General features: G+C 68.8%; 15 protein-coding genes. 7 read left to right on the top strand and 8 right to left on the bottom strand.

Going from position 1 to position 14,620, the window contains the following annotated elements; all coding sequences use genetic code 11:
- The first annotated feature begins 176 nt into the window (after positions 1-176).
- The gene (locus BC793_RS24170; RefSeq protein WP_146246412.1) at positions 177-881 is read left to right on the top strand and encodes a hypothetical protein; all 705 of its coding nucleotides are present in this window, start codon (positions 177-179) and stop codon (positions 879-881) included.
- Positions 882-987: 106 nt separating this feature from the next.
- On the opposite strand, the gene BC793_RS24165 is transcribed toward BC793_RS24170, so the two are convergent.
- Positions 988-1,959, bottom strand: coding sequence for a helix-turn-helix transcriptional regulator (locus BC793_RS24165; RefSeq protein WP_109595925.1), 972 nt, complete (start codon positions 1,957-1,959; stop codon positions 988-990).
- Between the two features lie 91 nt (positions 1,960-2,050).
- Between BC793_RS24165 and BC793_RS24160 the strand changes: the two genes are divergently transcribed.
- Positions 2,051-2,452, top strand: coding sequence for a RidA family protein (locus BC793_RS24160; protein ID WP_239170341.1), 402 nt, complete (start codon positions 2,051-2,053; stop codon positions 2,450-2,452).
- A gap of 56 nt (positions 2,453-2,508) precedes the next feature.
- On the opposite strand, the gene BC793_RS24155 is transcribed toward BC793_RS24160, so the two are convergent.
- Together BC793_RS24155 and BC793_RS24150 are read right to left on the bottom strand one after the other, a co-directional pair.
- On the bottom strand, positions 2,509-3,147 hold the full coding sequence (locus tag BC793_RS24155; protein ID WP_109595921.1) for a DUF4241 domain-containing protein: 639 nt from the start codon (positions 3,145-3,147) through the stop codon (positions 2,509-2,511).
- Between the two features lie 85 nt (positions 3,148-3,232).
- Entirely contained in the window at positions 3,233-4,117 is an 885-nt protein-coding gene (locus BC793_RS24150) for an alpha/beta fold hydrolase (RefSeq protein WP_109595919.1), read from the bottom strand.
- 178 nt (positions 4,118-4,295) lie between these two features.
- Here BC793_RS24150 and BC793_RS24145 point away from each other — a divergent pair, with 178 nt between their 5' ends.
- Complete coding sequence (locus BC793_RS24145) at positions 4,296-4,961, top strand: hypothetical protein (protein ID WP_109595917.1); 666 nt, start codon at positions 4,296-4,298, stop codon at positions 4,959-4,961.
- Here the strand turns inward: BC793_RS24145 and BC793_RS24140 are convergent.
- The 4 genes from BC793_RS24140 to BC793_RS24125 are packed head-to-tail and all read right to left on the bottom strand — an operon-like array spanning position 4,935 to position 8,976.
- Positions 4,935-5,909: a carbohydrate kinase family protein gene (locus BC793_RS24140; RefSeq protein ID WP_109595915.1), complete on the bottom strand. Its 975-nt coding sequence runs from the start codon at positions 5,907-5,909 to the stop codon at positions 4,935-4,937. The two genes, BC793_RS24145 and BC793_RS24140, sit on opposite strands and share 27 nt — an antisense overlap.
- A complete protein-coding gene (locus tag BC793_RS24135) occupies positions 5,906-6,724 on the bottom strand; it encodes an ATP-binding cassette domain-containing protein (protein ID WP_109595913.1) in 819 nt (272 codons plus the stop codon). The genes BC793_RS24140 and BC793_RS24135 overlap by 4 nt, the downstream gene beginning before the upstream one ends.
- Positions 6,725-6,779: 55 nt before the next feature.
- A complete protein-coding gene (locus BC793_RS24130) occupies positions 6,780-7,856 on the bottom strand; it encodes an ABC transporter permease (protein WP_109595912.1) in 1,077 nt (358 codons plus the stop codon).
- A 58-nt stretch (positions 7,857-7,914) separates the two neighbouring features.
- A complete protein-coding gene (locus BC793_RS24125; protein WP_109595910.1) occupies positions 7,915-8,976 on the bottom strand; it encodes a sugar ABC transporter substrate-binding protein in 1,062 nt (353 codons plus the stop codon).
- Between the two features lie 354 nt (positions 8,977-9,330).
- Here BC793_RS24125 and BC793_RS24120 point away from each other — a divergent pair, with 354 nt between their 5' ends.
- From BC793_RS24120 to BC793_RS48965, 3 genes are all read left to right on the top strand, one after another.
- Positions 9,331-10,362, top strand: a complete 1,032-nt coding sequence (locus tag BC793_RS24120; RefSeq protein WP_109595908.1) for a LacI family DNA-binding transcriptional regulator — start codon at positions 9,331-9,333, stop codon at positions 10,360-10,362.
- A gap of 264 nt (positions 10,363-10,626) precedes the next feature.
- Positions 10,627-12,522 (top strand): ricin-type beta-trefoil lectin domain protein, encoded by a 1,896-nt coding sequence (locus BC793_RS24115; protein WP_109595906.1) that lies wholly within the window; start codon positions 10,627-10,629, stop codon positions 12,520-12,522.
- Positions 12,523-12,672: 150 nt separating this feature from the next.
- Positions 12,673-13,104 (top strand): hypothetical protein, encoded by a 432-nt coding sequence (locus BC793_RS48965; RefSeq protein ID WP_146246411.1) that lies wholly within the window; start codon positions 12,673-12,675, stop codon positions 13,102-13,104.
- Between the two features lie 84 nt (positions 13,105-13,188).
- Here BC793_RS48965 and BC793_RS24105 read toward each other — a convergent pair whose 3' ends face one another.
- Positions 13,189-14,079, bottom strand: a complete 891-nt coding sequence (locus tag BC793_RS24105; RefSeq protein ID WP_109595902.1) for a MerR family transcriptional regulator — start codon at positions 14,077-14,079, stop codon at positions 13,189-13,191.
- 314 nt (positions 14,080-14,393) lie between these two features.
- On the opposite strand from BC793_RS24105, the gene BC793_RS24100 reads away from it, so the two are divergent.
- A complete protein-coding gene (locus tag BC793_RS24100; protein WP_146246410.1) occupies positions 14,394-14,576 on the top strand; it encodes a hypothetical protein in 183 nt (60 codons plus the stop codon).
- The last annotated feature ends 44 nt before the right edge of the window (positions 14,577-14,620 follow it).

Genomic DNA, 14,620 nt, shown 5'->3' with positions numbered 1-14,620 from the left:
CATCTGCTCCCGCGGTCAACGTATGGACCGCGAATCCCTTCGGAAATCATCGGTGCAGCCGGGATCGTCGAGGCCGTCACGGCCCACCGCCGGGAGTGTCGGTGGCGGTCGGCGCGAGCGGCTAGCAGCGGCAGATCCGGATACGCGTCGTAGGACGCGCCTGGGAGACTGTCGCAGTGTTTCTCCGGCGTTACCTGAGCAGCTTTCAGCCACCGGCTGACGAAGCAGTGCTGAGCGAGCTCGGACCGCAGCCGGATGACGACCTGTTCTGGCCGGCTTTCCTGCTCACGTTCGGTGGTTCCTTCACGGCCGCCACGGCCTTCGACGTCGATCCCGCTGACGTCGAAGAGTATGCAGAAGAACTACACCGTCCGGACTGCTGGCCATTCTTGGTGGTGCAGCTCGCCCACGGGCACCGCTTGCACCTTCTCTTTCGCAACTTCGAGGGTGACTCGGGGTGGGATTACCTCCTTGAACCTGCGGATTCCGACTCGGTCATCACGTTCGCCGCGCTGGAGGGGGGCTTCCAAGGACCGGGCCTCTCATGGCGAGAGCTTCTCGTGGTCGCTGCTCAACTGGACTCCGTACGGACGCAGGCAGAACGCCTCCTGCTGTTATTGCCCGCAGTCGGCGATGCCGACCTGCCGCTCGACGCCGAGGAATCGGTCGCCACGGCCTTCACCGAGGTCGGTGGCCGACCGGAGTATCGGCATGAGGTCGCCGGCGAGCTACTGACCGCGAGCCGTCGTTTCTGGGGTTCCCCCACCTGGGTCGAGTACGGAGGTCGCTACGTCTGTGTCGGCTTGCACAGTCCTCGCAACGTGGATGCGCCAGCGGATCGTCATGTGCTGATAGCCGAAGCGCTCGGGTCCGGGAACTGACCCCTTCCGACGACCGCTCATCGACATAAACGGAAGTTCGATCAGCTGGGATCGCTCGTCTCCTCGGTACGCAACCGGTTGCTCTCCGAAGGCACGCCCGGCGGAATCAGGCGGGATCGCGGTAGCGGGCGACGATCGCGGCGGCACGGTCGCGCAGGGCGGCCCGCAGCGACGGCGGGGCGAGGGCCTCCGCATCCGGCCCGAGTTGCCACAGTGCCCACACCGCATGCCGTAGGTCCTGGAACGTCACCTCCAGCCGCAGCCGGCCGTCGGCGCCGGGCTCTTCGGCGCGGACCGCGACCGCGCTGGTCAACAGTTCCTCGCGGCGTGCCGGTTCGACGCGGACCTGCACGCTGATGTGGCCGTCGGACAGGAACTGTGCGCAGCGGTCCCGCCAGGCCCGGTCGAGGTCGACGTCGGCCGGCCGCCGGGCCGGTTCCGGGAGATCCTCGGCGGCGAGCACCCGCGACAGCCGGTAGGTACGGTCCTCCCCCGCCCTGGTGGCCAGCAGGTACGCCCGATCGCGAACGGTGACCAGCCCGATCGGGTCCACCGTGCGCCACTGTGCCGCCCGGCCGGTCGCCGCGTAGTGGATACGCAGCCGGTGCCCGGCGAGCACCGCCCGACGGACCTCGCTCATCGTGGTGCCCGGCACCTCCTCGACGGCCGGGCGGCGTGACAGCAGGTCGGTCTCCGGTTCGACGAGGAACCGCTGGGCGGCGTCGCTCGCGGTGGCCCGGTGGTTCTCCGGCAGCGCGTCGACGACCTTGCGCAGGGCCGAGCTGAACGCCGGCCCGAGGCCGAGCACCCGGCCGCCGGGTCCGGATCCGGCGGTCAGCAGGGCGAGGGCCTCGTCGTGGTTGAGTCCGGTCAGCTCGGTCCGGAAGCCCGGCAGCAGGGCGAACCCGCCGTGCCGGCCGCGCTCGGCGTAGACGGGGACACCGGCGGCGGACAGTGCCTCGATGTCGCGCAGCACGGTGCGGGTGGACACCTCCAGCTCCCGGGCCAGCACGTCCGCGGTCAGCCGGCCCCGCTGGCGCAGTAGCAGCACCAGGGAGACCAGCCGATCGGCACGCATTCGCGAACGGTATCGGAATACCCGACAGAGGATGTCGTGATTTGTCGCCAGGCTCGGTGCCACACGAGGTCAACCAACGAACGGAGCGCACGTGTCAGTGCAACGAGAGGCGATCAACCCGTGGCCGTGGTCGGTGGAACTGGGATTCCACCAGGGTGAGGTGGTCTCCGGGCACACCCGGACCCTGTACTGCTCGGGCCAGACCGCCATGGACGCCGACGGCAAGCCGCAGCACGACGGCGACATGGCCGCACAGCTGGCGCTGAGTCTCGCCAACGTGGAGGCCGTACTCGGCGAGGCCGGCATGTCCCTGGCGAACGTGGTACGCCTCAACGTCTACACCACCGATGTCGACGCGCTGTTTCCGCACTACGGCGTGCTGGCCGCCCGACTGGGTGCCGCCGGGGTGGCGCCGGCGACGACGATGCTGGGTGTGAACCGGCTGGCGGTCCCCGGACAGATGATCGAACTGGAGGCGACCGCCGTCGGCTGACCCTCGGCGCCGCTCGTGCCGGGCCGGCCCGGCACGAGCGGCAGTGGTCCGTACCCCTAAAGGCCCGGGACCACGAGGAAATCGGTGACGAAACCGCAGACCGTGCCGTCGGCGGCGAAGCCGACGAACGTCGGATAGACGCCGTCGCCCCAGCCGGAGGCGACGGTGATGACGTTCGCGCCGGTGGCCTCGTCGACGAGGCCGTCGATCGGCGCCGGGCCCGGCGGGATCTGCGCCGGGATGTAGACGTCCTCCAGCTGGTCGTAATCCCATTCGGCCAGGGCGGCGACGGCGGACAGGTCAGCGAGGGTGCCGACACCGGCGTCGACCGGATAGCCGAAATAGCCGTCGGCGTCGAGGACGCCGACGTCCTGGCCCTCGTTGAGGGCCATCTCCCAGCGCACCGCTGCCTGATCGCTGACGGTCAATTCCAACGCGGCGGTACGCTGGTCAGGCGTGCCGCCGTCCTGGCTGACCACGGCCACCCAGGCGGTCAACGGGTACCTGCCCGGGGCGATCGTGGCGGTGAACGCCTCGGCCCCGTTCGCGCAGGTCAGCGGGTCGCACGCGGTGATCTCCCCGGTCGGGGCGACGACCGTGCCGACCGGCAGGCGCTCGATGACGTAGGCGATACCGTCGGCCTCGAACCGCGCTCCCTCCTTCAGGATCGCGGCGAGATCAGGCGAATACGGCACACATCCTCCAGCCCTGGGCGACTCGGATCATGGTCCCATGCCGTGCGCCCGCAATTCGGGACCGCTCCGATCCGCCCTGCCGAGATCATTGCAGCCAGTCCCGCACGGTCAGCACCGCGTCCGCGAACGCCGCGGGTGCTTCCTGGGGAAGGTTGTGGCCGGCGTCGATCGTCCGGTGCTCGTGACGGGCGCGGAACATGCGGGCGTGGTCGGCGGTCCCGCCCGGTTTGAGCGTGTCGGTGGCACCGTCCAACGTCACCGCGGGCACGACGATCTCCGGCCGGGCCGCGAGACGGCGTTCGAGGTCGTCGAGAGCCTGATCCCCGGGAGCCTGTCCGAGCGCGTGGCGGTAGGCGTGGACGGCGACGTCGACGAAGTCCGGGTTGTCGAAGGATGCGGCCGTACGCGTGAAGGTGTCCTCGTCGAAATCCCATCGGGGCGACCACTGGCGCCACAGCATCCGGCACAGATCGCGGCGGTGTTCCGTCAGAGTCTCGCGACCGCGTTCGGTCTGGAACAGGTGCTGATACCAGACCGCGTACTCGATGGCCGGGTCGAACGTGTGCCGTTGCCGTTCGATGTCGATGATGTCGTAGCCGGCCAACGAGACCAGCCCGGCCACCCGCCGCGGCCACAGGGCCGCCGCGACGCAGGACGCCAGGCCACCCCAGTCGTACCCGGCCAGGATGACGCCGTCCAGGTGCAACGCCTCGACCAGCGCGATCAGGTCCGAGCCGAGCGCGGCCTGCTGCCCGCTGCGCACGGTGTCGGCGGACCGGAAACGGGTCGCCCCGAAGCCTCGCAGGTAGGGACGGATCACGTGGGCGCCACGGGCGGTCAGCGCGGGCACCACGTCGTCGTAGGCGTGGACGTCGTACGGGAATCCGTGCGACAGGATGACCGGCCAACCGTCTCGCGGACCGTCGCGCAGACAGGCGACGGACAATGCTCCGGCGTCGACATGCTCCATCGATCCACCATACGAGCATCCGGATCATGACACCGGCACCGATCCCGTTCGGGGCCTGCCGGAGTGCCGCGAGTGACAAGCCACTGAGCTGGACCTCGACCTGGCCACCATCCGCCGGGTCCTCGCCGAGGACATCACCCTGTCGCAGGCGGCCGCCGTCCATGCCTCTGCGCTCGACGTGCAGATTCAGGTGCTGCAGGTACGCCGGGCGGTTCTGCGCCTGGTGGCGAAGCGGGACTCCAGTACGAAGGAGACCGAACTGATGCACCGCATCGTGCAACTGTCCGAAGCCGAACGGCACCGGCTCGTCCACGACTTCATCGAGAGCACCTTCGGTGCAGTCGACGCCAACCCCGCGCTGGTCGACCTGCTGCGCTCCACCATGCCGAACCTGCCCGACGAACCCACCGCCGAGCAGGTCGAAGCGTGGATCGAACTCGCTCGGCTCGTCCAGGACACCGACTTCCGCGCCGGAATCCGCCGGATGGCCGAGCACCAGGCCGCCGAACGCGCCGATGGCGACCGGACCGGCCTGCACCGTGAGCTGACCGACCACGTCATCGAGCGGGTGACGGCAGCCGTCACGGCCGGGATCCAGCCACCGTCGGCAGCGGCCGCCGAGATCGTCGCTGAACTCGTCGCCCGCTACGCCGGCACGTTCGGGAAGACCGACAGCGCCGAGTACCGTACCGACCTGCTGACCCGGATGGAGGTCGCCAACGACCCGCGGGTCGAGCAGTACTGGCATCTCATCTCCACCATCAACGGATGGCCGGCCCCACCCTCGATCGCACCGGTCTTCGACTGGCTCATCCGGTCACTGCAGCACCACGGGCGGCCCTGAAACCACCGCGCCCCAGCGGGCGGCGACTTCGTCGCGGGTGGGCATCGCTGCGGCGCCGCCCGGTCGCTCGCAGACCAGTGCGGCGACCGTGAGGGCGAAGGTGACGGCGTCCGCCCAACGGGCCGGGCCGGTGCCGGGCCCGTCGGCGAGGAGGTGCGCGATGAGGGCGGCCATGACCGAGTCGCCGGCGCCGGTGGCGTCGACGGCCGTCACCACCGGCGCGGGAACGGCGACAGTGCCGGCGTCGGTGACGACCACGGCGCCGTGCGGTCCACGGGTCACGACCACCACAGCGGCACCGGCGGCGCGGAGCCGATCGGCGGTCTCGCTGACGGGGGCGCCGTCGTACAGCAGCCGCCCGTCGGCCTCGCTCAGCTTCACCAGGTCCGCGGTGGCCGCGAACTGCTCGACGAGGTCACGGAGCGCGGCGAGGGCCGGGCGGTCGGGCACCAGTGCCGGGCGTACGTTCGGGTCGAAGACCTTCAGCGGGCCGGGTACCGCCCAGGCCTTCCTGGCGGTGTCGAGGAAGGGTTCGCTGAGCAGGCTGATCGAGCCGGCGTAGAGGACGGCGGCGCCGTGCAGCAGTGGCAGGTCCAGGTCGCCGGGGTGCAGAAGGGCGTACGACGGGGGTGTGCCGTAGAACCGGAACTCCGGCTCCGCTCCGGTGTGGGTGGTGACCGCCAGGCTGCTCGGCGCCGGCACCCTGCGTACCCCCTGGGTTCCGACGCCGGCGCCGGTGAGGAACGCGCTGATCCGGTCGCCCCACACGTCATCGCTGAGACTGCCGACGAACTGTGCGGCACCGCCGAGGCGGGTCACGCCGACGGCCACGTTGAGCGGGCCGCCGCCGATCGCCGGGCGATAGACGTGTTCGCCTTCGACGGTGCTGTCGAGCAGGTCGACCAGTGCCTCGCCCAGGATGGCGGCGTATCCGACGGGGCCGCTCATGCGACCGGCGGTGGTGGTTCGGTGGCGCCGGTCATGATGGCGACGGCTTCGGACATCGAGTGGGACCGCGGGGTGATCACGGTGGCGCGACGGCCGAGCCGCTGGATGTGGATCCGGTCGGCCACCTCGAAGACGTGCGGCATGTTGTGGCTGATCAGGATGACGGGCAGACCACGGTCGCGCACGTCGCGGATCAGCTGGAGCACGCGGTTGCCTTCTTTGACGCCCAGCGCGGCCGTGGGTTCGTCGAGGATGACCACTCTGCTGCCGAAGGCGGCGGCACGGGCCACCGCGACGGCCTGGCGCTGACCGCCGGACAACGACTCGACCGGCTGGCCGATGTTCTGGAGGGTGGCCACGCCGAGTTCGTTCATGTGCCGCCGGGCCTCGGAACGCATGTGCTTGTGGTCGAGCATCCGCAGGATCGAGCCGAGCGGTCCGGGGCGACGTCGTTCGCGGCCGAGGAACAGGTTGTCGGCGATGTCCAGTCCGGGGGCGACGGCGAGAGTCTGGTAGACCGTTTCGATGCCGGCCTTGCGGGCGTCCATCGGGTTGCGGAAGTGCACGCGCTGTCCGTCGAGGTGGATTTCGCCCTCGTCCGGGACCAGTGCGCCGGAGAGGGCCTTGATCAGGCTGGATTTGCCGGCGCCGTTGTCACCGATGACGGCGAGGATCTCTCCGGGGTACAACTCGAGGTCGCTGCCTCCGAGAGCGACGACCCGGCCGTACCTCTTGGTCAGGCCCTTGGCCTGGAGAACGGGGACGGTGGTGGGACCGGGTGACTGGTGCGCCTCGGCGGTGTCGGCGGCGGTCATCGTGTTCCTCCTGGTTCTGCTGTCGTGACGGCCGGCTCGGTGGCGGGAGTCCCGGTCACGTCCTGACCTTTCTGATCCACTGGTCGAGGGATACCGCCACCAGCACGAGCAGACCGATGGCGAAGCCCTGCCAGACCACCTCGACGCCGGCCAGTTGCAGGCCGTTGCGGAACACGCCGACGATGAGCGCGCCGATCAGGGTGCCGAGTACTCCCCCGCGGCCGCCGAACAGGCTGGCGCCGCCGAGTACGACCGCCGTGATGGAGTCGAGGTTGTAGTCGGTGCCGACGTTCGGGCTGGCGGAGGCCAGTCGCCCGATCAGGATCCAGGCGCCGATCGCGTACAGGGCGCCGGCTGCGGTGTACACCGACAGCAGGACGCGGCCGGTGCGGATGCCGGCGAGCCGGGCGGCTTCGGCGTCGTCGCCGGTGGCGTACACGTGCCGGCCCCAGGCGGTGTTGCGCAGCGCGAACAGTACGAGAGCGAACAGCAGCAGCATGATGATCGAGCCGTACGTGAGGCGGAACGTCCCGATCGGAATGGCCGTGCCGGTCCAGGTCAGCAGGGCGGGCATGTCGGCGCCGCGGATGGTCTCGCTGTTGCTGACCACGGAGTTGAGCGAGAAGAAGATGGTCAGCGTGCCCAGGGTGACGATGAACGGTGGAAGTTTGATCCGGGTGACCAGGAAGCCGTTGAGTGCGCCCATCGCCGTACCCAGGATGAGGCCGGTTGCCAGGGCGGCCGGGCCGGGCAGCCCTGCCTTGACCGCCAGAGACGCCATGAGGATGGAGGAGAAGACCGCGATGGCGCCGACCGACAGGTCGATGCCAGCGGTGAGGATGATCAGGGTCTGCCCGAGTGCCAGGACGGCGATCACGGTGACCTGGGCCAGGACCAGCGACAGGTTCGGGGCGGAGAAGAAACGCGGGTTCGAGAAGGTGAAGGCGACGATCGCCAGGACGAGTACGGCCAGTGGGCCCAGTGTCGGGTTGGCGTGCAGCAGCTGCTGGATGCGTATCCGCGGCGAGGCCGTGCGGTGATCGTCGAAGTCGGGGAGGGACGCCGGCCCGGGCGTTGTGCTGCTCGCCGCGGGTACGGACGTGGATGCGCTATCGGTGGACGAGGTGGTCATCCTCGGCACTCCTCATGCCTTGTGGGGACGGAAGACGATCCGGGAGCGGGTCGGCGGATCAGCCCCAGCAGTTCTGCTTGCCCCAGGCGGAGTCCTTGGCGTCGACACCGCTCTGCGGCTGGTCGGTGATGAGCTGGACCCCGGTGTCGACGAAGTCCTTGCCGGCGGTCGCCGCCGGTTTCGTACCGTCCGCGGCGAACTTGGTGATGGCTTCCACGCCCATCGACGCCATCTTGAGCGGGAACTGCATGGAGGTGGCGCCGATGACGCCGGCTCCGACGTTGTCCACACCCGGGCATCCGCCGTCGACGGACACGATGGTCACGTCCTTGTCCCGGCCCGCGGCTTTGAGTGCCTGATAGGCGCCGGCGGCGGCGGGCTCGTTGATGGTGTAGACGAGGTTGATGGACGGATCCTTCTGGAGAAGGGTCTCCATCGCGGTGCGCCCGCCCTCTTCGGCGCCGTCGGTGACATCGTGGCCGACGATGCGCGGGTCGTCCTCGTCGCCGATCTTCGTCTTGTCCTTCACGTCGACACCGAAGCCCTCCAGGAATCCCTGGTCGCGTTGCACGTCGACGGAGATCTGATTGGCGTTGAGGTCCAGGAGCGCGATCCTGGCCTGCTTGCCCTCCTTGGCGAACTTCGCCTTGGCCCATCGGCCGATGAGCAGGCCGGCCTGGTAGTTGTCCGTCGCGTACGTCGCGTCGACGGCGGAGGCCGGATCCGTGGGCGTGTCCAGGGCGATCACCAGCATGCCGGCCTGCCGGGCCTTGTCGATCGAGGGGACGATCGCCTTCGAGTCGTTGGGGGTGATCAGGAAGCCCTTGGCGCCCGCGGAGATCAGGTTCTCGATCGCCTGGACCTGGGCCTCGTTGTCGCCGTCCTGCTTGCCGGCGAAGGACTGCAGGTCGACGGTCTGCTGACCGGCGGCTTCCTGGGCGCCCTGCTTCATCTTCACGAAGAACGGGTTGGTGTCGGTCTTGGTGATCAGCCCGATGACCGGTTTCCCACCGGCTCCCGCGCTCTGCGGTTCGCCGCATGCCGCGGTGGTCAGTGCGAGGGCGACCGCGGCGGCAGCGGCGACGGTGCGCTTGCGTCCGCTGGTGTGGGCATGAGTCATGACAGCTCCTGGTTCGGAGAGGGGAGACGGGGAGGGTGTCGTCCGGCCCGGTTCAAGAGCCGAGACAACGTTGTCTGGGAGTACACGTCATGAGTTCCAACGTTGTCAACACCACACGTCGGTTCGATTGACTAACGCGCGTACGTGCCACCGAAGTCCAGCTCGAGCCGCTTCGAGGGGCGGGTTCGCCTGCCTTCCCCCGCGCACGAGTCCGAATCACGCCGGGGCAACGTTGTCATTTTTGGAGACTTGGTTAGGCTTCGTCATCGGCCGTGGCCGTCAAGGAGGAACAACGTGCAAGCCCCCCGCGAGTCGGCTCCCAACGGTGAACGACCAGGCAGAACCCGGCCGACCATGAACGACGTCGCACGTACCGCGGGAGTCAGCCTCAAAACCGTCTCGCGGGTCGTCAACGGTGAACAGACCGTCAACCCCGAGCTCGCGGCTCAGGTGCAGTCCGCCATCGCGGCGCTCAACTACCGCCACGACATCGGCGCCAGCACGCTACGGCGCAGCGATCGCCGCACCGACATGATCGCCCTGCTGCTGGAGGACGTGAGCAACCCGTTCTCCTCGGCCCTGCACCGGGTCATCGAGGACGAGGCGCGGGCCCGGAGACTGCAGGTCCTGACCGGCAGCGTCGACGAAGACCCGGAGCGGGAACGCGAACTCATCCGGACCTTCACCATGCGCCGCGCCGACGGGGTGATCATCGCGCCGGTCAGCAGCGACCACAGCTACCTGACCGCCGAGCTCCCCCCGGGGACGCCCGTGGTCTTCGTCGACCGGCCCGGGCAGGGTTTCGCCGCCGACACCGTGCTGGCCACCAACGTCACCGGAGCGGCCGAGGCCACCCGGCACCTGCTCGCCCACGGTCACCGGAGCATCGCCTACCTCGGCGACCACTACCACATATCGACTGCACAGCACCGCTACGAGGGCTACGTCGCCGCCTTGACCGAGGCGGGTCTCCAGGCCGACCCGGCGCTCGTCGCCCACGGACTGCACACGACAGCCCTCGCCGAAACCGCCGTGATGAGCCTGTTCCACCGGCCCGCGCCGCCCACCGCCCTGTTCAGCAGCCAGAACCTGGTCACCATCGGAGCCGTACGGGCCCTGCGCCGGCTCGGGCTGCACCGCGCCGTCGCGCTCATCGGCTTCGACGACTTCCCGCTCGCCGACCTGCTCGAGCCCGCCGTCACCGTGGTCGCCCAGAATCCGGCGCTGATGGGCCGTACCGCCGCCGCGGCGCTGTTCCGCCGCCTCGACGGCCACACCGGCGAGCCCGGAACGTTCTGGATCCCCACCGACCTCATCCGCCGCGGTTCCGGTGAACTACCGCCGAGCCCGCAGCTGCTGCACGGCCGGTCGGACCGGCCCCTCTGACAACGTTGCCTTCGAGGGTGCCCGTGAGAACGACTCCATCGTGACCGCCCGCACGCCTGCGCCGCGTTAACACGGCGGAAACTCCTCATTGACTCTGCGGCACGATGACGGTGTACTTCGAGATAACGTTGTCTCGCCCCGGCGAAGCTGGGCGCCGTCCCCTCGACTGCGCAGGTTGACGGCCTCCACATGTCACCCTGCCCGGCCGCCCTGAACGCCACGAGCAAGTGCCGTCCCCTTCGCTCAACAAAGGTGTGTAGCCCGATGCGCAAATCTCCCCGGATCGCGCGGCGCCTCATCTCCGCGCTCCTCTGCACCCTCACGGCGCTCGCCGGCGTTGCCGCGAGCCCGGCCACCCGGGCACAGGCCGGGCTGCCCGGCGACTATCCGGAGTACCCGTACGCCCCCACCGACTACAACGAACCGCGACGCGGCCAGTTCCACTTCAGCTCGCAAGGCGGCTGGATGAACGACGTGAACGCGCCGCTGTACTACCGCGGCACCTACCACCTGTTCTACCAGCACAACCCGCACGGCCTGAACTGGGACACCATGCACTGGGGGCATGCCACGAGCCCCGATCTGGTGCACTGGACCCAGAAGCCGATCGCCCTCGAACCGGGCGTCCACAACGCCACCCTCTTCTCCGGCGGCGGCTGGGTCGACACCCGCAACGTGACCGGCCTGAAAAGCGGCGACCACGACCCCATCCTGTTGTACACCAACACCAACGGCGTCTCCATCGCCTACAGCACCGACGGCGGCAACCGCTTCCAGATGTACGACAGCGGAGCGAAGGTCATCTCGACGTCGTACGAGAGCCGCGACCCCAAGGTGTTCTGGGATGCCGCCCGCAACCGCTGGGGCATGGTCTTCTGGGCCGACGACGGCGGCAACACCGGCAAGTTCTACAGCTCGACCAACCTGCTGTCGTGGACATATCGCGGCGAATACCGTGCCGGCTGGCTGTTCGAGTGCCCGGACCTCTTCCCCCTGCCGGTCGACGGCGACGCCGGCAACCAGAAATGGGTTCTCACCGACGCTCAGGGCGAGTACGTGGTCGGCACGCTCGACGGCAACGGCGTATTCGTTGCCGACCCGGGATTCGCGACGCCGCAGCGGATGGACGAGGGACGCGGTGGATTCGACGGCTCCTTCTATGCCGGGCTCACCTTCACGAACCTTCCGACGAACCGGGTGGTTCAGATGTTCTGGCAGCCCGGCAACCGGGGCTCCACCTGGACCGGTAACGCGTCGTTCCCGGCACAACTGTCGCTGCGCACCTTCCCGGAAGGCCTCCGGGTGACCCGACTTCCCGTCGACGAGATCGCCACGATCCGCCGGCCCGCCCAGACCTGGGGGTCACGGACGATCACGACGAACGACAGCACCGATCCGTTGAACGGCATCACCGCGGACACCTACGAACTGATCTCGGAATGGGACCTCACCGGCGCCGCGGCCACCGAGTTCGGATTCCGGCTGCACCAGCGCCCGGACGGATCGAGCGACCGGACCATCGCCTACCACCGCGTTGCGCAACAGATGGAATGGAAGCCACTCGCCCCCGTCGGCAACAGGATCAAGATGCGGGTGCTGGTCGACCGCGGACAGGTCGAGGCCTTCGGCAACGACGGACGGCTGTCGTACACCGAGAACACCGACTTCAACTCGGCGGCCGACAGTCTGGGCATCGCCGCCTACGCGGCCGGCGGCAGCGTCAGGTTGGTGTCACTGACCTTCCACCGTCTCGACAAAGCCTGGAGCCCCGCGGCCGGAGGATCCGGTGAGATCCGCTGGAACGGCGGTGGCAAATGCGTGGACATGGACCCCGCGGCCGGCAACGCCGCCGCCGTTCGGGTCTGGGACTGCTGGAACGGACCGAATCAGCAGTGGACCCACAACGCCGACGGATCCCTGAGCATCGGCGGAATGTGTCTCGACCAGCCGGCCGAGGTCATCGGGAACGGAGCCCAGCTGCAGGTATGGGCCTGCAACGGCGCGGCCCAACAACGCTGGACGCGCGTCGGTGGCGGCTACCGCAACGCGTTCTCCGGTCGCTGCCTGGACGTCGCGCACGGAGATGCGGCCAACGGCCGACGGCTGCAGGTGTGGGACTGCATTCCCGGCCCGAACCAGTCCTGGAGCCATCCCCTGTAGTACGTCGTATCCCTCGTCACCACTCCCCCCACGGCGCAGTGGGTCGAACATCGGTCGCCACTACGAATCGAACCGCTGCGTGGACCTTGTGGATCCGCCATTGCCTGGCCGGGGAGAATGTGACGGCGACAAGGCTGTCATCATGGCGTGGTGCCGGACACGCTCTACGACTTGACCAGGGATGAACGGCGGGCTGCGGTGAAGGCGTTCCGCCGGCTACCGCTGGAAGCACGACGGGAAGTTGTTCGTAGGGCAAACCAGGGGCAGCGGCATCCGGACCCGACCGTGGACGAGGTCACTCGCCAATGGTCACGCGCTGTCCTGCGTCGCGCTTGGTGGAACAGGTTGCCAGGTTGGGTACAGCCCGCTGCCTGCGCGGCGTTGATGCTGACCGGATGGTGGCTGGGCTCTGGAGCCGCCTTTGTTCCGGAGGACGACATCCTCTTCTTGATCCTTGTGCTCGGGGGCGGCATCGCGTTGGTGATCGGCCTCCTCGAGTGGAGCACCCGTACAACAGCACAGCTGATCCTGAAGGCGGCGACGCTCAACAACAGCGCCGCCCCTGAACACCCAGGCGACTGACAAAACGCCGAGCACTGGAACGGCGCCGGCTGTCAGCGGCCAGTCCGGAATCCCGACGTACGAGTCGGTGCCGGGCACAGGCGATCAGCTGTCCGCGCAGTGGGCGCCGGCAAGGGCCTCGCCGAAGAGCCGTCCGGCGAGTTCCAGGCAGCGCATCCGGGCAGGAGAGAAGTCGTAAGGCATCTTGGTGATCGCTGTGGCCGCGCTCATGAGTGTGCCCTCCTCCCCTTTCAGGTCGGCGTCGTAGGCCTCGAAGATCTCCTCCTCGGCCGCGTCGAGACCAGCTGCCTCGCTGGCCCGATTCAGGGCCATCTGATGAGCGCATCGCTGTACGGCGAGCTCTTCGACGCGCGGATCGTCGAGTTCGACGCCGTCGTCGAGGGCGGCCTCGGCCGCCTCAAGACGGTCCTCCTCCGCCCGCAGGTCGGGGTGGGTGGCCAGCACGATGAACGTGCCCGCCTGGATGGCGGCGCCCAGCGGCCCGAAGATCCGTTCTGTGACCAGCAGAGCGTCCAGATCGGAGGGGCGCAACGCGCCCGGGGGCAGGTGACTGAGCCGGTCCGTGACCAATTCGGAGAGCAGCCCCAGCGGACTACCCACCGCCTGCAGACGCTGGACAGCCGCGCGCCGGCGTTTGATGGCGGCCTCCTGCGCCGCCAGGGTCTCCTCCAGCCTGCTCAGGACCGACCCGATATCCGGGGCCTGGTCCAGGGTTTCGTCTCCAGCTTCGCCCCGGGCTTCGCCGAAGGCGGTCCGCATGTCGTCCAGGCTGATACCGGCATCAGCCATCTTGCGGATCCACAGCAGGCGGATCATGTCGTCATAGCCGTAACGGCGGCGGCCGTCCCCGCCGCGCTCGGGCTCCGGCAGCAGACCGATCTCGTGGTAGTGGCGGATGGCGCGTGGGGTGATCCCGGCGAACGCAGCGGCATCACCGATCTTGACCTGCCGGGGAGGCGTGAAGGAGGGGTACATCGCAGACAGGGCCTTTCGTGCTGTGGTGCCCCGACCTCACCACATGCCGCTACGGCATGTGCAACAACCCCGTCCAGGTACCACCGGAACCGGGCCCCAGCTGCCGCCGGGACCGATCAAGTGAGCTGGTACGGCGACTGCCCCTTCCCTGGGACGAATCAGCCTTGAGGGCCCGCCGGCTGGTCGGGTTGGGTCTCCGTACGGCGGATGAGTGCCTCGGTCACCCGGATTCGGTCAACGACCGCTCGGGTCGAGCCGTCATCCCGACGGCCTGCGAACCCTCATGGAAGCGCCGGACTTATGCGATGGAGGGGGTGATCCTGACGCTGCCAGTGCTCATGACGACGCAGGATCCTTGGTGGTTGCCGCTTGTCCTGTCCGTTGCCATAGGAGCCTTGATCAACGCCGCCGCCATCAACGGCGTGGCGGCGGTGCTGCGCCGCTCCAGGGTTCGTCGAGCCGACGCCCATGGTCCGGCGGTCGAGGCAATCGGCTGACCGGTGCCGCTCCTCCTCCGGCAGTACACATGCCTGGACCCGGC

The sequence above is a fragment of the Actinoplanes xinjiangensis genome, assembly GCF_003148685.1.
Lineage (GTDB): Bacteria > Actinomycetota > Actinomycetes > Mycobacteriales > Micromonosporaceae > Actinoplanes > Actinoplanes xinjiangensis.
The sequence above is the reverse complement of the archived record's forward strand: the minus strand, read 5'-3'. Positions and strand labels throughout refer to the sequence as shown.